This is a genomic window from Actinotalea sp. JY-7876, assembly GCF_014042015.1.
Lineage (GTDB): Bacteria > Actinomycetota > Actinomycetes > Actinomycetales > Cellulomonadaceae > Actinotalea.
Map to the genome: position 1 here is coordinate 1546153 of NZ_CP059493.1, position 16925 is coordinate 1563077.

Below are 16925 nucleotides of genomic sequence, written 5' to 3' on the forward strand. Positions count from 1 at the left end.
CGGCTGGTGCCCGACCTTCCTGCCTCCCCCCTCGACCCCGCCCTCGCCGCACGTCTGCGGCGGGACGACGCCGGCCTCGTGTGCGCCGTCGTCCAGCAGCACGACACGCGTGAGGTGCTCATGGTCGGCTGGATGGACGACGAGGCCCTGCACCGCACCCTGACCAGCGGACGCGTGACCTTCTGGAGCCGCTCGCGCCAGGAGTACTGGCGCAAGGGCGACACCTCCGGCCACGTCCAGCACGTGCGTTCCGTCGCGCTCGACTGCGACGGCGACGCGGTGCTCGTGCGGGTGGACCAGGTGGGCGCCGCGTGCCACACCGGCACGCGCACGTGCTTCGAGGCCGGGGGCGACCTCGGTGCGGTCGTCGGGTCCGGCGCCGCGGCACCGCGGGGTGAGGTGTGAGCGCCGCGCTCGACCAGCAGGCGCGCGAGGTCGCGGAGCTGACCTGGGGCGCGACCTGGCCGGCCCTGCCGACGTTCCGGGAGCTCGCCCGCGACCGGCGCGTCATCCCGGTCGTGCGCCGCCTCCTCGCCGACGAGGTGACCCCGGTGGGCCTGTACCGCACCCTCGCCGGCGGGCGTCCGGGGACCTTCATCCTCGAGTCCGCCGAGGTCGACGGCACCTGGTCGCGCTGGTCCTTCGTCGGCGTGGCGTCGCGCGCGACCCTCACCGTCACGGACGGCCGCGCCGCCTGGCTCGGTGACGTGCCGGTGGGTGTGCCGCGCGAGGGTGACGTGCTCGACGTCCTCGCCGAGACCCTCGAGGTGCTGCGCACGCCCGCCGTGCCCGGGCTGCCGCCGCTGACCGGCGGCCTCGTGGGTGCGCTCGGCTGGGACGTGGTCCGGCACTGGGAGCCGACGCTGCCGGCCAAGGCCCCCGAGGAGCTCGACGTCCCGGAGCTCACGCTGTGCCTCGCGACCGACCTTGCCGTGGTCGACCACGTCGACGGCTCGGTGTGGCTGGTGGCGAACGCCATCAACTTCGACGACACGGACGCGCGCGTCGACGAGGCCCATGCCGACGCCGTCGCGCGCCTCGACCGGATGCAGGCCGGCCTCGCGACGGCGCTTCCCGCCGCACCCGCCGTGCTCGCGGACGACGTCCCCGAGCCCGAGCTCGAGTTCCGCAGCCCGCGGCACGAGTTCACCGAGGCGGTGCGCGCCGGCAAGGAGGCGATCCGCGAGGGCGAGGTGTTCCAGGTCGTCATCTCGCAGCGGCTGGACCTCGACTGCCCGGCGGACCCGCTGGACGTGTACCGCGTGCTGCGGACCATCAACCCGAGCCCGTACATGTACTGCTTCGCGCTGCAGGACGCCGCGGGACGCGAGTTCGCCGTGGTGGGCTCGAGCCCGGAGACGCTGGTCAAGGTGACCGACCGCCAGGTCGTGACGTTCCCCATCGCCGGCTCGCGGCCGCGCGGCGCCACGCCGGCGCAGGACGCCGAGCTGGGTGAGGAGCTGCTCGCCGACCCCAAGGAGCGCGCCGAGCACATCATGCTCGTCGACCTCTCGCGCAACGACCTCGTCAAGGTCTGCGAGCCGACGAGCGTCGAGGTGGTCGAGCTCATGGCCGTGCGCCGGTTCAGCCACATCATGCACATCTGCTCGACGGTGGTCGGGACGCTGCGCGCGGGCGCCACCGCGCTGCAGACGCTCACGGCCACGTTCCCCGCCGGCACGCTGTCGGGGGCGCCCAAGCCCCGGGCGATCGCCCTGATCGACGAGCTGGAGCCGGCCCGGCGCGGCATCTACGGGGGCACGGTCGGGTACTTCGACTTCGCGGGCAACATGGACATGGCGATCGCGATCCGCACCGCGCTCATCCGCGACGGGCGCGCGAGCGTCCAGGCCGGGGGCGGGATCGTCGCGGACTCGGTGGAGGAGCTCGAGTACGCCGAGTCGCGCAACAAGGCCGCCGCCGCGGTCCGCGCGGTCCAGCTCGCCGCACGCCTGCGCGCCGCCCGATGACGGACGCGGTGCCGCGGGACCAGGCCGGCGGACCCGCGCCGGACGAGAACCGCGCGGCGCGGCCGCGCTCCGGGCGCGCCCGGACCGTCTGGGCCGCGCTCGTGCTCGGCGCGGCGGCCCTGCTCGCCGGCACGGGCGTCTGGGTCCGGGGCACGACGACGAGCCCCGTGGCCGGCGCGGTGCCCGTCGCCGCCGTCGGCTCCGTGGTCGCGCCCGGCGTCAACGCGGGCGGCCTGCTCGTGCTCGCCGCGGCGGGCGCGCTGGCCCTCGGCGGGCGCTGGGGCGCCCGGCTCGCCGGCGCGGGGATCGCGCTCGGCGGGGTGCTGGTCGCCGCGTCCGCCGCCGGCGGGCTCGCGGACCCGGAGCGGGCGGCCGGCTCGGCGGCCTCGGCGGAGGTCGGCGTCTCCGCGCTCACCGGGCCCGTGGTCGTCACGCCCCTGCCATGGGTCGCCGTGGCGCTCGGCGCGGCCCTGGTGCTGCTGGGCGTCGTCGCGGTCGTGCGCGCCGGCCGCTGGCCGGCGCGCCGGAGCGACCGGCACGAGGTGCCCGCACCCGCACCCGGTGAGCCGTCCCGCCCGACGACGGCGCAGCCCGCCCCGGAGCGCGCGGCCGACGACCTCGACGCGTGGGACGCGCTCTCGCGCGGCGAGGACCCCACCTGACCCGACCGTCCCCTTCCCGGGCGACGAGTCCGGGTCCACCGACCTCACTTCGAGAAACTCACCCGACACGGGCTCCCGCTCGGTGCGACGCGCACGGGCACTTTGGATAGGCTCGCGTCCACTTCCACGAAAGGCACTGAACGCAATGCGAGAGACCAACGAGGCGACCGGCGAGGTCAGCTACCTGCCGCCGGCCGCTCCGCCACGCAACCACGGTCACACGACCGCCGCCTGGGTCACCGTGATCCTGGTGCTGGCCGGTGCCGTGGTGTCGTCGATCGCCATGATCATGGCCGAGTCGTGGTTGTTCTGGGCCGGGCTCGTCGTCATCCTTCTCGGCCTCGTCCTCGGACGGGTCCTGAAGATGCTCGGGTTCGGCCAGCCCGGCCAGAAGGCCGGTCACCACGACGCGGGCGAAGCCGCGTCGTGAATCCCCAGAGACCAGGAGTGAGTGCATGAGCACACCGCCCGGACCCCAGGAGCCCACCGGATCGGACCCGTACGGCTCGACGCCGTCGTACGGTTCCACGCCGCCGCCCCCCTCGTACGGTGGCGGGGGCTACCAGCCCGCCGGCAGCCCGCCCTCGAACTACCTCGTGTGGGCGATCATCTCCGTGTTCCTGTGCTGGCCGCTGGCCATCCCGGCGATCATCTTCTCGACCCAGGTGAACACCAAGTGGGCGCAGGGTGACGCCGCGGGCGCGCAGGAGTCGTCCCGCAAGGCCAAGCAGTTCTCGCTGTGGGCGACGATCCTCGGCGGCGTCGGCCTCCTGCTGTACATCATCCTCGTCGCCGCAGGGGTCATGGCGGGCATGAACGACCCGACGTACTGATCCCGGGCCCGCGGATGGTTGCACCACCTGCGGGAGCACCCGGCGGACACACCAGGACGCATGGGCGCCGCGCTCGACGCGCCGCCCTCCTGGCTCCACTGACGATGGCCGCGGCGGCCTCCGCCGCGGCCATCGTCGTCGGTGCTTCCGACCCGTACGAGCCCGGGCACTTCCCGACCTGCCCGGTGCTGACGCTGACGGGGTTCTTCTGCACCGGCTGCGGCACGCTGCGCGCCACGCACAGCCTCATGCACCTCGACATCGCGGCGGCGTGGGACATGAACCCGCTCCTGCTGCTGCTCGCGCCGTTCGCCGTCGCCTCGTGGCTGGCCTGGACGGTGCGCGCCTGGACCGGGCGGCCGCGCAGCTGGGCCGCCCCACCCTGGGCGCTCTGGACCGTCGTGGTGGCGATGGTCGTGTTCACCGTGGGCCGGAATGTGCCCGCGCTCGCCCCGTGGCTGGCGCCCTGACGCGCCGGTGACCGCCGCTCGCCCGGTCGTCGCGGTCCCAGCAGATGGGCGTGACGGGGCCGGTCCCCGGTCGGCCCTACGATGACCCGGACGGGTTCGCGGGGTTGGACCCACGGGGGAGGTGGGACATGACGGTCCTCGAGGACATCATCGCTGGGGTACGGATCGACCTCGCCGCGCGCGAGGAGCAGACGCCGCTGGCGCTCGTGAAGGAGCGCGCCGCGCGGCAGCCGGCGGCCAAGGAGTGCCACCTGCACGACGAGGAGGCGGTCGCGGTCATCGCGGAGGTCAAGCGCTCGAGCCCGAGCAAGGGCTCGCTGGCGTCGATCGACGACCCGGCCGCGCTCGCGTCCGAGTACGAGGCCGGCGGCGCCACGGCGATCTCGGTGCTCACCGAGGAGCGGCGCTTCGGCGGCAGCCTCGCCGACCTCACGGCGGTGCGCGCGGCGGTCGACGTGCCGGTGCTGCGCAAGGACTTCGTCGTCACGCCGTACCAGGTGTGGGAGGCGCGCGCCCACGGGGCGGACCTGTGCCTGCTCATCGTGGCCGCGCTCTCGCAGACGGTGCTGACGTCGCTGGTGGAGCGCGTGCACTCGCTCGGCATGACCGCGCTGGTCGAGGTGCACGACGTCGACGAGGTCGGGCGCGCGCTCGACGCCGGCGCGCGCTGCATCGGCGTCAACGCCCGCAACCTCAAGACGCTCGAGGTGGACCGCACGACCTTCGCGCGGCTCGCCCCGATGATCCCCGACGGCGTGGTCCGCGTCGCCGAGTCCGGTGTGCGCGGTCCGCACGACGTCATGGACTACGCGCGCTCCGGCGCCGACGCCGTCCTGGTCGGCGAGACCCTGGTCACCGGGCGCGACCCGCGGGCCGCGGTCGCCGACCTCGTGGCCGCCGGCGCCCACCCCTCGCTGCGGGCGGTGCGCCAGTGACCGCGACGCCCGGCCAAGAGCAGGCCGGCACGGCCGTGCCCGAGGCGCCCGGGGTGGGCGTGACGGGCGACCAGCCGTCGGCCCCGGACTTCCACGACCAGCCCGAGACGCACGGCCCGGTGACCGCCGAGGCGGGCTCCGGCCCGTACTTCGGGGACTTCGGCGGGCGCTTCGTGCCGGAGGCCCTCATCGAGGCGCTCGACGAGCTCGACGCCGAGTACGCGAAGGCCAAGGCCGACCCGACGTTCGGCGAGGAGCTGGCGCGCCTGCACCGCACCTACACGGGCCGGCCGAGCATCATCACCGAGGTGCCACGCTTCGCCCGGCACTGCGGCGGCGTGCGCGTGATCCTCAAGCGCGAGGACCTCAACCACACGGGCTCACACAAGATCAACAACGTGCTGGGCCAGGCGCTGCTCACCAAGCGCCTGGGCAAGAAGCGCGTGATCGCCGAGACGGGCGCCGGCCAGCACGGCGTCGCCACCGCGACGGCTGCCGCGCTCTTCGACCTCGACTGCGTCATCTACATGGGCGAGGAGGACACGCGGCGCCAGGCGCTCAACGTCGCGCGCATGCGGCTCCTCGGCGCCGAGGTCGTCCCGGTCACGACGGGGTCGCGCACCCTCAAGGACGCCATCAACGAGGCCCTGCGCGACTGGGTCACCAACGTCGGGACGACCAACTACGTCTTCGGCACGGTCGCCGGACCGCACCCGTTCCCGGCCATGGTCCGCGACCTCCAGCGGATCATCGGCGTGGAGGCGAGGCAGCAGGTGCTCGAGCTCGCCGGCCGGCTGCCCGACGTCGTCGCCGCGTGCGTCGGCGGCGGGTCCAACGCCATCGGGATCTTCCACGCGTTCCTCGACGACCCCTCCGTGCGCCTCGTCGGCCTGGAGGCCGGCGGCGACGGGGTCGACACCGGCCGCCACGCCGCGACGCTGACCGGCGGCGCCCCCGGGGTCCTGCACGGCGCGCGCTCGTTCCTGCTCCAGGACGACGACGGCCAGACGATCGAGAGCCACTCGATCTCGGCGGGGCTCGACTACCCGGGCGTCGGGCCCGAGCACTCGTGGCTCGCCACGACCGGACGCGCGGAGTACCGGCCCGTGACCGACGCGCAGGCCATGGAGGCGTTCCGCCTGATGTGCCGCACCGAGGGCATCATCCCGGCGATCGAGTCGTCGCACGCGCTGGCGGGCGCCATGCAGCTCGGCCAGGAGGCCGCAGCCGCCGGTCGCCACGACGAGATCATCCTCGTGAACCTGTCGGGACGCGGGGACAAGGACGTCGAGACCGCCGCCGAGTGGTTCTCGTTGCTCGAGGAGGGCACCGCGTGACCCAGGACGCCGTCTCCCGGACCGCCGCGACGCTCGACAGCACCCGGGCCGCGGGGCGCCCCGCGCTCGTCGGCTACCTGCCCGTCGGCTTCCCCGACGTGGCGGGCTCGATCGAGGCCGCCCGGGTCATGGTCGACGCGGGGGTCGACGTCGTCGAGCTCGGGCTGCCGTACTCCGACCCGGTGATGGACGGGCCGGTGATCCAGCGCGCCGTCGAGAGCGCCCTGTCCGGTGGCGTGCGCGTGCGCGACACGCTGCGCGCGATCGAGGGCGTCGCGGCCACGGGCGCCCCGGTCCTCGTCATGACCTACTGGAACCCCGTGCTGCGGTACGGCGTCGACGCGTTCGCGCGCGACGTCGCCGCGGCGGGGGGCGCCGGCCTGATCACGCCCGACCTGATCCCGGACGAGGCGGGGGAGTGGCTCGCGGCCTCGGACGCCCACGGGCTCGACCGCGTGTTCCTGGTCGCACCGAGCTCCACGCCCGAGCGCCTCGCGCTCACGGCCGCGGCCTCGCGGGGCTTCGTCTACGCGGCGTCCACCATGGGCGTCACGGGGACCCGTGCGTCCGTCGGCGAGGACGCGGAGCGTCTCGTGGCCGACACCCGGCGTGCCGGTGCCGAGCGCGTGTGCGTCGGCCTGGGCGTGAGCACGGGGGCGCAGGCCGCCGAGGTGGGCGCGTACGCCGACGGCGTCATCGTCGGCAGCGCGTTCGTGCGCCCCATGGTGGAGGCCGCGACGCCGAGCGAGGGCCTGACCGCGCTCGCCGACGCCGTCGGGCGGATCGCCGAGGGCGTGCGCTCCGCGCGGACACCGAGCCCGCGGACGGCGAGCCCACGGACACCCAGCACGGCGGCGTTGCCATGACCCTGGTCCCGGCCGGCCTGGTCGCGCTCGGGGCACGGCTGCCGGCCGAGATCCCGAGCCCGTCCGAGCACACCTGGTACCTGGGCCCGCTCCCGGTCCGCGCCTACGCGCTGGCGATCCTCGCGGGGATCGCGGCGGCGTTCTGGCTCACCCGCCGCCGCTGGGTCGAGCGTGGGGGCGACCCGGACACGGTCATGGAGATCGTCTTCTGGGCCGTGCCGTTCGGCATCGTCGGCGGCCGGCTGTACCACGTGATCAGCTCGCCGGACGCGTACTTCGGCCCGGACGGGAACCCCTGGCGCGCCTTCGCGATCTGGGAGGGCGGCCTGGGCATCTGGGGCGCGATCGCCCTGGGTGCGCTCGGCGCGTGGATCGGCACCCGACGCGAGGGCGTGCGCTTCGCCGTGTTCGCCGACGCGGTCGCCCCGGGCCTGCTCGTCGCGCAGGCGATCGGCCGGCTCGGCAACTGGTTCAACCAGGAGCTCTTCGGCGGACCCACCACCGCGCCGTGGGGCCTGCGGATCGACCCGCTGGCCCCGACGTTCCCGAGCGGCTACCCGCCCGAGACGCTGTTCCACCCGACCTTCCTCTACGAGATGGTCTGGAACCTGGCCGCGGCCGCGCTGCTCATCGTGCTCGACCGGCGCCTGCGGCTCGGCCACGGTCGCGTCTTCCTGCTCTACGTCGTGCTCTACACGGCGGGCCGGCTGTGGATCGAGCTGCTCCGGATCGACCCCGCCGAGCAGGTCCTCGGGCTGCGCCTCAACGTCTGGACCTCGATCCTGCTGGGGGGTGCGGCACTGATAGCATTCGTGCTGGTCGGGCGCCGTCACCCAGGGCGTGAGACCACCGTGCTGAGCACCCCTGACAGCACGGCGCAGCACGCGCAGCCGGTGACCGAGGACGCGCCGTCGGACGAGACGGTGGCTCCGGACGGTGTCGGGCCCGTAGGCCCGGGAACCGACGACACCCTCCGTTGACCACAGGCTCCTGCCGACGGTGAAGCTCATCATTCGTCGAGATGGCAGACGCCCGTGGCCGCGGCCGGTATCGTCGCAACGCTTTGGGCCGATGGCGTCCCGGTACTTCTCCGATCACCGACCCGTGCCGCGTGCCCGGGCCCAGCGAGGACGGTGCACATGAGCCGGGCGCTCCACCCCACCGCGGAAGCTGCGGGTCTCTACGACCCCGCGGCCGAGCACGACGCCTGCGGCGTCGCGTTCGTCGCCACGCTCCGCGGCACGCCCGGACGCGACATCGTCGATGCCGCGCTCACGGCGCTGCTCAACCTCGACCACCGCGGCGCCGTCGGCGCCGAGACGGACAGCGGTGACGGCGCTGGCATCCTCACGCAGATCCCCGACGCCTTCCTGCGCGACGTCGTCGACGCCGAGCTGCCGGGCGCCGGCCGGTACGCGATCGGCATGGCCTTCCTGCCCACGGACGCCGAGGCGCTCCAGGCCGCCGTCGAGGGCATCGAGAAGCTCGTCGTCGACGAGGGTCTGGAGCTGCTCGCGTGGCGTGACGTGCCGGTGACCGCCGGCCTCGTCGGGCCCACCGCGCGCGCCAGCATGCCCGTCTTCCGCCACCTCGTGGTCGCCGACCCGGCGCGCGAGCTGTCCGGCATCGCCCTCGACCGGCGCGCCTACCGCGTGCGCAAGCGGGCCGAGCACGAGCTGGGCGTCTACTTCGCCTCGCTGTCCGCGCGCACGCTGACCTACAAGGGCATGCTGACCACGGCCCAGCTCGAGCCGTTCTTCCCCGACCTCTCGGACCCGCGGTACGCGTCCGAGATCGGCCTGGTGCACTCGCGCTTCTCGACCAACACGTTCCCGTCGTGGCCGCTGGCGCAGCCCTTCCGCCTCCTCGCGCACAACGGCGAGATCAACACCGTGCGCGGCAACCGCAATTGGATGGCGGCGCGGCAGTCGACCCTCGCGAGCGAGGCGCTGGGCGACCTGGAGCCGCTGCTGCCGGTGTGCAGCCCGGGCAGCAGCGACTCGGGCACGTTCGACGAGGTGCTCGAGCTGCTGCACCTGGCGGGCCGGAGCCTGCCGCACGCCGTGCTCATGATGGTCCCGGAGGCGTGGGAGAACCACGGCGAGATGGACCCGGACCGGCGCGCCTTCTACGAGTACCACGCGAGCCTGATGGAGCCCTGGGACGGGCCCGCGGCGCTCACGTTCACCGACGGCACGCTCATCGGCGCGGTCCTGGACCGCAACGGGCTGCGTCCCGGGCGCTACTGGATCACCGACGACGGCCTCGTCGTGCTCGCGAGCGAGACCGGTGTGCTGGACCTCGACCCGTCCACCGTGGTGCGCAAGGGGCGGCTCGAGCCCGGTCGCATGTTCCTCGTCGACACGGGCGCGGGACGCGTCATCGCGGACGACGAGATCAAGGCGCAGCTCGCGGCGCAGCGGCCGTACGCGCAGTGGGTCGCCGAGCACTCGCTCTTCCTCGACCAGCTGCCCGAGCGCGAGCACGTGCGGCACAGCCCCGCCTCCGTGCGCCGGCGCCAGCGCGCCTTCGGGTACACCGAGGAGGAGCTGAAGATCCTCCTGACCCCCATGGCGGCCACCGGCGGCGAGCCGCTCGGCGCGATGGGCACCGACACGCCGGTCGCGGTGCTCTCCGAGCGCCCGCGGCTGCTCTTCGACTACTTCACCCAGATGTTCGCCCAGGTGACGAACCCGCCGCTGGACGCGATCCGCGAGGAGCTCGTCACGTCGATCGGCGGCGCGATCGGCCCCGAGCCGAACCTGCTCTCCGACGACCCGCAGCACGCGCGCAAGCTCGTGCTCTCGTTCCCCGTGCTGGACAACGACCAGCTCGCCAAGATCGTGCGCATCGACCGCGACCCCGACCTGGCGGGCGTGTTCAGCTCCACCATCGTGCGCGGCCTGTACCCGGTCGCCGGCGGCGAGGCGGCGCTGGCCGCGCGCCTGGAGGAGATCTTCGAGCAGGTCGACCGCGCGGTCGAGGACGGCGTCAGCTTCATCGTCCTCTCGGACCGGCACTCGGACGCCGACCACGCGCCGATCCCCTCGCTGCTGCTCTCGAGCGCCGTGCACCACCACCTGCTGCGCCGGCACACCCGCACCCGGGTGAGCCTCGTGGTCGAGGCGGGCGACGTGCGCGAGGTGCACCACGTCGCGCTCCTCATCGGCTACGGCGCGGCCGCGGTGAACCCGTACCTCGCGATGGAGTCCGTCGAGGACCTGGCGCGGGACGGCTCGCTCGGCGACGTCTCGCCCGAGAAGGCGGTCGCCAACCTCATCAAGGCCCTCGGCAAGGGCGTGCTCAAGATCATGAGCAAGATGGGCATCTCCACGATCGCGTCCTACCGCGGCGCCCAGGTGTTCGAGGCGCTCGGGCTGTCCGCCGCCGTCGTCGAGCGGTACTTCACGGGCACCACGAGCCGCCTGGGCGGCATCGGCCTGGACGTCATCGCCGCCGAGGTCGCCGCGCGGCACGCCGACGCCTACCCGGCCAGCGGCAACCCGCAGGCGCACCGCCGGCTCGAGATCGGCGGCGAGTACCAGTGGCGCCGCGACGGCGAGATCCACCTCTTCGACCCGGAGACGGTCTTCCGCCTGCAGCACTCGACGCGCACCCGCCAGCTCGACGTCTTCCGCCAGTACACGCGCCGGGTGGACGAGCAGTCCTCGCGCCTGGCGACGCTGCGTGGCCTGCTCACGTTCGCCGAGGGCGCGCGCCCGCCGGTCCCGCTCGACGAGGTCGAGCCGGTGAGCGAGATCGTCAAGCGCTTCAACACGGGCGCGATGTCCTACGGCTCGATCTCCGCCGAGGCGCACGAGACCCTCGCGGTGGCGATGAACCGCCTCGGCGGCCGGTCGAACACGGGCGAGGGCGGCGAGGACCCGGCGCGCCTGCGCGACCCGGAGCGCCGCAGCGCGATCAAGCAGATCGCGTCCGGCCGCTTCGGCGTCACGTCGGACTACCTCACCAACGCGGACGACCTGCAGATCAAGATGGCCCAGGGCGCCAAGCCCGGTGAGGGCGGTCAGCTGCCGGGCAACAAGGTCTACCCGTGGATCGCGGCCACGCGGCACTCGACGCCCGGCGTCGGCCTCATCTCCCCGCCGCCGCACCACGACATCTACTCGATCGAGGACCTGGCCCAGCTGATCCACGACCTCAAGAACGCGAACCCCGCGGCGCGCGTCCACGTCAAGCTCGTGAGCGAGTTCGGCGTGGGCACCGTCGCGGCGGGCGTGGCCAAGGCGCACGCCGACGTCGTCCTCATCTCGGGGCACGACGGCGGCACCGGCGCGAGCCCGCTGACCTCGCTCAAGCACGCGGGGACGCCGTGGGAGATCGGCCTGGCCGAGGCGCAGCAGACCCTGGTGCTCAACAACCTGCGCGACCGCGTGGTCGTGCAGGTCGACGGCCAGATGAAGACGGGGCGCGACGTCGTCATCGGTGCGCTGCTGGGCGCCGAGGAGTTCGGGTTCGCGACCGCGCCGCTCATCGTCTCGGGCTGCATCATGATGCGGGTCTGCCACCTGGACACGTGCCCGGTCGGCGTCGCGACCCAGAACCCCGAGCTCCGGGCGCGGTTCACGGGCAAGCCGGAGTTCGTCGAGACGTTCTTCGAGTTCATCGCCACCGAGGTGCGCGAGTACCTCGCCTCGCTCGGCTTCCGCTCGATCGAGGAGGCCGTGGGCCACGTCGAGTCGCTGGACACGCGCGCGGCCGTCGACCACTGGAAGGCCTCCGGGCTGGACCTCGGTCCGGTCCTGGTGCGGCCGGAGCCGGTCCCCGGCTCCTCGCTGCGCCAGACGACCACCCAGGACCACGGCCTGCACAAGGCCCTGGACAACCAGCTCATCGCCCTCGCCGCCGACGCGCTCGAGCGCGCCGAGCCGGTCCGCATCTCGCTGCCCGTGCGCAACGTCAACCGGACGGTCGGCACCATGCTCGGCCACGAGGTCACCAAGCGGTACGGGGGCGACGGGCTGGCCCAGGACACGATCGACGTGACCCTCACGGGGTCGGCCGGTCAGTCCCTCGGCGCCTTCCTGCCGCGGGGCATCACCCTGCGACTCTTCGGCGACGCCAACGACTACGTCGGCAAGGGCCTGTCGGGCGGGCGCGTGCTCGTGCGGCCGGACCAGGCCTCCGTGCTCGCCGGTGACCGCGACGTCATCGCGGGCAACGTCATCGGCTACGGCGCGACGTCGGGGCAGATCTTCCTGCGCGGCGTCGTCGGCGAGCGGTTCGCGGTCCGCAACTCGGGCGCCACGCTGGTGGTCGAGGGCGTCGGCGACCACGCGTGCGAGTACATGACCGGGGGCACCGTGCTGGTGCTCGGTCGCACGGGCCGCAACCTCGGCGCCGGCATGTCCGGCGGCCGGGCGTACGTGCTCGACCTGCGCCGCGAGGCGGTCAACGCCCCGGGCCTCGCCGCCGGCGAGCTGGCCCTGTCGGCGCTCGACGCGCAGGACGCGGTCGTGGTCGAGGGCCTGCTCCGGACCCACCTCGAGGAGACCGGCTCACCGCGGGCGGCCGAGCTGCTCGACGACCTGCCCGCGGCGCTCGAGCGCTTCACGCGGGTGCTGCCCACCGAGTACGAGCGCATGCTCGCGAGCCTCGCCGCCGCGGAGCAGGAGGGGCTCGACCCCGCCGCCCCGGGTGTGTGGGACACGATCCTGGAGGTGTCCCGTGGCTGACCCCCGCGGCTTCCTGAAGGTCAGGGACCGGGAGCTCCCGCCCAGCCGTCCGGTGCCCGTCCGCCTCATGGACTGGCGCGAGGTCGTCGAGCACCGCACCGCCGCCGAGAGCGCCGAGCACGCCACCATGCTGCACGCCCAGGCGGGCCGGTGCATGGACTGCGGGATCCCCTTCTGCCACCAGGGCTGCCCCCTGGGCAACCTCATCCCGGACTGGAACGACCTGGTCCGCAAGGGGCAGTGGGCCGAGGCCAGCGACCGGCTGCACCAGACCAACAACTTCCCCGAGTTCACGGGGCGCATCTGCCCGGCGCCCTGCGAGTCGTCCTGCGTGCTGGGGATCAGCCAGCCGCCCGTCACGATCAAGAACATCGAGGTCTCGATCGCCGACGAGGCGTTCGAGCGGGGCCACGTCACCCCGCAGGTGCCGCACTTCCTGACGGGCAGCACGGTCGCGGTCGTCGGCTCGGGTCCGGCCGGGCTCGCCGCCGCCCAGCAGCTCACCCGGGCGGGGCACACCGTCGCCGTCTTCGAGCGGGACGCGCGCATCGGCGGCCTGCTGCGGTTCGGCGTGCCGGACTTCAAGCTCGAGAAGCAGCTCATCGACCGCCGCGTGGCGCAGATGGAGGCCGAGGGCACGCGCTTCCGCCCCGGTGTCGAGATCGGCCGCGACATCACCTGGAAGGAGCTGCGCGCCCGGTACGACGCCGTCGTCGTCGCGACCGGCGCGCCGGTGCCGCGCGCGCTGCCGGTGCCGGGTGCCGACCTGAGCGGCGTGCACCCCGCGATGGAGTACCTGCACCAGGCGAACGACGTCGTCGCGGGCGTCGAGGTGCCCGACCAGATCGTCGCGACCGGCAAGCACGTCGTCATCATCGGCGGCGGCGACACCGGGTCCGACTGCCTGGGCACGGCCCTGCGCCAGGGCGCGGCGTCGGTCACGACGCTCGCGATCGGCCTGCAGCCGCCGCTCGACCGGCCCGAGAACCAGCCGTGGCCCACGGACCCGCTGCTCTTCGAGGTCTCGACCTCCCACGAGGAGGGCGGCGAGCGCGCCTACCTCGCGTCGACGGTCGCGCTGCTCGGTGACGACGAGGGGCGCGTCACCGCGCTCCGCGTCGCGACGACGGAGTACCTGCCGGACGGCCGGCGCGTGCCCACCGCCGGGACCGAGCGCGACATCCCGGCCGACCTCGTGCTGGTGGCGATGGGCTTCACCGGGCCCGAGACGGACGTGCTCGTCGAGCAGACCGGCGCCGACGTGACCGGTCGGGGCGCCATCGCCCGCGGCGAGGACTACGCGTCGTCGGTCCCCGGCGTCTTCGTCGCCGGCGACGCCGGACGCGGCCAGTCGCTCATCGTGTGGGCGATCGCCGAGGGGCGCGCCGCCGCCGCCGAGGTCGACGCCTACCTGCGCGGGAGCACGGAGCTGCCCGCTCCCGTGCGGCCGAGCGACCGGGCCATGCGCCCCTGACACCGTCGTGACGGCCCCCCCGGCCGCCACGGTACGACGCCCCCACGGGCGGCCCGCTCGCAGCACCGCCCGCGAGCAGGCATCGTGGGACCGCCCCCCGCCGTCGCGGCGGGCGACATGATGGCGCCCCCGGGCGCCGACCCCGGGGCCGAAAGGTCCCGGTGCCGAGGACATAGGCTGGAGACATGCGTAGAGCCAAGATCGTCTGCACCATCGGACCCGCGACCGAGTCGCCCGAGCAGATCCAGGCGCTCGTCGACGCCGGCATGGACGTGGCGCGGATCAACCGCAGCCACGGCGACGCGTCGGAGCACGAGGCCGTCATCAACCGGGTGCGTGCCGCCGCGACGGCCTCGGGCCGCGCCGTCGCCGTGCTCGTGGACCTGCAGGGCCCCAAGATCCGCCTGGGCCGCTTCACCGAGGGCAAGCACGAGCTCGCCGACGGTGACGTCTTCACCATCACGACGGACGAGGTCCCGGGCACCAAGGAGCGCGTGTCCACGACCTACAAGGGTCTGCCGGGCGACGCCAAGATCGGCGACCGGATCCTCATCGACGACGGCCGCGTGGCCGTCCGGATCACCGACGTGACCGCGACCGACGTCGTGACGCGCGTCGAGGTCGGCGGACCCGTCTCGAACAACAAGGGCCTCAACCTCCCGGGCGTCGCCGTGAGCGTCCCCGCCATGTCGGACAAGGACGAGGAGGACCTGCGCTGGGCGCTGCGCCTGGGCGCGGACCTCATCGCCCTGTCGTTCGTGCGCAGCGCGGCCGACTACGACGACGTCGCGCGGATCATGGCCGAGGAGGGCCGCACGGTCCCCGTCATCGCCAAGGTCGAGAAGCCGCAGGCGGTCGAGAACCTCGTCGAGATCGTCGACGCGTTCGACGGCATCATGGTCGCGCGTGGCGACCTCGGCGTGGAGCTGCCGCTGGAGCAGGTGCCGCTCGTCCAGAAGCGCGCCATCGAGCTCGCGCGCCGGTCGGCCAAGCCGGTCATCGTCGCGACCCAGGTGCTCGAGTCGATGATCTCGGCGCCGCGCCCGACCCGCGCCGAGACGTCCGACTGCGCCAACGCCGTGCTCGACGGCGCGGACGCGGTGATGCTCTCGGGCGAGACCAGCGTGGGCGAGTACCCGATCGAGGCCGTGCGCACGATGGCGCGGATCATCGAGAACACCGAGGAGCACGGCCACGACCGCATGGCCCCCCTCGGCTGGAGCCCGAAGACCCGAGGTGGCGCCATCACCCGCGCCGCGGCCGAGGTCGCCGAGACGCTCGGTGTGAAGTACCTCGTGACCTTCACGCAGAGCGGCGACTCCGCCCGCCGGGTCTCGCGGCTGCGTTCCGGGATCCCGATGCTGGCGTTCACGCCCGACCCGCACGTGCGCAACACCCTCGCGCTCACGTGGGGCGTGCAGACGTACGAGGTGCCGACGGTCGCCCACACGGACGCGATGGTCGTGCAGGTCGACCAGACGCTGCGCGCCAACGGCCTGGCCGAGGACGGCGACCTCGTGGTCATCGTCTTCGGTGCGCCGGTGGGCGTCCCGGGCACGACGAACTCGCTGCTCGTCCACAAGATCGGGACCGAGGTCAGCGCGACGCACTGACGCGGCCGCCGAGGCGGTGCCTCGGCACGACCGACACGCGCCCCGGGCGCTCAGCCTTCCGGCTGGGCACCCGGGGCGTCGTCGTGCCCACCGGCGGCGGATCGTCGGACCGCGGCCTCGACGTCCTCGTCGATGAGGTCGTGGTCCACGGCGAGGGCGGTGCGGTAACCGGCAGCGGCCGCCATGACGACCTGGCTCGAGGGGTCGGTGACGTTGCCGGCCGCGAAGACGTGGGGCACGCCGGTGCGCCCGTCGGGCTCGGCCACGACCGTGTGCCCGGACGGGCCGGCCTGCACGTGGGCGCCGAGCGCGGTCAGGAGGGCGTCGCTCGCCACCAGGCGCGGCTGCACCACGAGGGCGCCCAGCCGGACCTCGCCCGCGGGCGTGCGCACAGCCACGAGGGCGTCGTCCTCGAGCACGAGTGCGGTCACCGGGCCGGGGAGGACCGGGATGTCGAGCGCGTCCAGGCGCCGCCGGACGGCGGGTTCGACGTCGTCCGGGTCGACGCCGTGCAGCACCACCGTGACGGCGTCCGTCCACTGCGTCATCGTGAACGCCTTGACGGCGTCCTCCGGGCGGTCGACGAGCACGCCCACCGCGGCCTCACGCACCTCCCAGCCGTGGCAGTACGGGCAGTGCAGGACGTCGCGTCCCCAGCGGTCGGACAGGCCCGGGACGGCGGGCAGCTCGTCGCGCAGACCCGTGGCGAGCACGACGCGCCGCGCCGCGAGGCTCGTCCCGTCGTCCAGCTCGACCGTGACCCGTGCCCGGGACGTCTCGGCCGCGCCCGGTGGGATCGGCGTGACGTCCACGACACGCCCGTGCCTGACCTCGACGCCGTACCGACGCACCTCCTCGACCCCGAGGCTGAGCAGCTCGGCGGGCGGGACGCCGTCACGCGTGAGGAAGCCCTGCACGTGGCCCGCGGCGGCGTTGCGCGGCTCGCCCGCATCGACCACGACGACCGAGCGACGCGACCGGCCCAGCAGGAGGGCGGCGCTCAACCCGGCGGGGCCGGCGCCCACCACGACGACGTCGGTGACGGACACGCGACCACTGTGCCCGTCGG

General features: G+C 74.1%; 14 protein-coding genes. 13 read left to right on the plus strand and 1 reads right to left on the minus strand.

What is annotated here, in order from left to right:
* Nucleotides 1–6: 6 nt before the first annotated feature.
* From hisI to pyk, 13 genes are all read left to right on the plus strand, one after another.
* Entirely contained in the window at nucleotides 7–405 is a 399-nt protein-coding gene (gene hisI / locus H2O74_RS07275; protein ID WP_182113767.1) for a phosphoribosyl-AMP cyclohydrolase, read from the plus strand.
* Nucleotides 402–1970, plus strand: coding sequence for an anthranilate synthase component I (locus H2O74_RS07280; protein ID WP_182113768.1), 1569 nt, complete (start codon nucleotides 402–404; stop codon nucleotides 1968–1970). The genes hisI and H2O74_RS07280 overlap by 4 nt, the downstream gene beginning before the upstream one ends.
* Nucleotides 1967–2632: a Trp biosynthesis-associated membrane protein gene (locus H2O74_RS07285; protein ID WP_182113769.1), complete on the plus strand. Its 666-nt coding sequence runs from the start codon at nucleotides 1967–1969 to the stop codon at nucleotides 2630–2632. The genes H2O74_RS07280 and H2O74_RS07285 overlap by 4 nt, the downstream gene beginning before the upstream one ends.
* A gap of 145 nt (nucleotides 2633–2777) precedes the next feature.
* Nucleotides 2778–3062 carry an HGxxPAAW family protein gene (locus H2O74_RS07290; protein ID WP_182113770.1) on the plus strand — a complete coding sequence of 95 codons (285 nt, stop codon included), beginning with the start codon at nucleotides 2778–2780 and terminating at the stop codon, nucleotides 3060–3062.
* A 25-nt stretch (nucleotides 3063–3087) separates the two neighbouring features.
* A complete protein-coding gene (locus tag H2O74_RS07295; protein ID WP_182113771.1) occupies nucleotides 3088–3465 on the plus strand; it encodes a CD225/dispanin family protein in 378 nt (125 codons plus the stop codon).
* A gap of 104 nt (nucleotides 3466–3569) precedes the next feature.
* On the plus strand, nucleotides 3570–3935 hold the full coding sequence (locus H2O74_RS07300; RefSeq protein WP_255491851.1) for a DUF2752 domain-containing protein: 366 nt from the start codon (nucleotides 3570–3572) through the stop codon (nucleotides 3933–3935).
* Between the two features lie 128 nt (nucleotides 3936–4063).
* Complete coding sequence (trpC, locus tag H2O74_RS07305) at nucleotides 4064–4870, plus strand: indole-3-glycerol phosphate synthase TrpC (protein ID WP_182113773.1); 807 nt, start codon at nucleotides 4064–4066, stop codon at nucleotides 4868–4870.
* Nucleotides 4871–4989: 119 nt separating this feature from the next.
* Nucleotides 4990–6207 (plus strand): tryptophan synthase subunit beta, encoded by a 1218-nt coding sequence (gene trpB, locus H2O74_RS07310; RefSeq protein ID WP_182114138.1) that lies wholly within the window; start codon nucleotides 4990–4992, stop codon nucleotides 6205–6207.
* Nucleotides 6204–7073: a tryptophan synthase subunit alpha gene (gene trpA, locus H2O74_RS07315; protein ID WP_182113774.1), complete on the plus strand. Its 870-nt coding sequence runs from the start codon at nucleotides 6204–6206 to the stop codon at nucleotides 7071–7073. Before trpB ends, trpA begins: the two co-directional genes overlap by 4 nt.
* The gene (lgt, locus tag H2O74_RS07320) at nucleotides 7070–8053 is read left to right on the plus strand and encodes a prolipoprotein diacylglyceryl transferase (protein WP_182113775.1); all 984 of its coding nucleotides are present in this window, start codon (nucleotides 7070–7072) and stop codon (nucleotides 8051–8053) included. Before trpA ends, lgt begins: the two co-directional genes overlap by 4 nt.
* 159 nt (nucleotides 8054–8212) lie before the next feature.
* The gene (gltB, locus tag H2O74_RS07325; protein ID WP_182113776.1) at nucleotides 8213–12769 is read left to right on the plus strand and encodes a glutamate synthase large subunit; all 4557 of its coding nucleotides are present in this window, start codon (nucleotides 8213–8215) and stop codon (nucleotides 12767–12769) included.
* Entirely contained in the window at nucleotides 12762–14243 is a 1482-nt protein-coding gene (locus H2O74_RS07330) for a glutamate synthase subunit beta (RefSeq protein ID WP_182113777.1), read from the plus strand. The genes gltB and H2O74_RS07330 overlap by 8 nt, the downstream gene beginning before the upstream one ends.
* 185 nt (nucleotides 14244–14428) lie before the next feature.
* Complete coding sequence (gene pyk, locus H2O74_RS07335) at nucleotides 14429–15856, plus strand: pyruvate kinase (protein WP_182113778.1); 1428 nt, start codon at nucleotides 14429–14431, stop codon at nucleotides 15854–15856.
* 50 nt (nucleotides 15857–15906) lie between these two features.
* Here the strand turns inward: pyk and H2O74_RS07340 are convergent, their stop codons facing one another.
* Nucleotides 15907–16905, minus strand: coding sequence for an NAD(P)/FAD-dependent oxidoreductase (locus H2O74_RS07340; protein WP_182113779.1), 999 nt, complete (start codon nucleotides 16903–16905; stop codon nucleotides 15907–15909).
* Nucleotides 16906–16925: the final 20 nt, after the last annotated feature.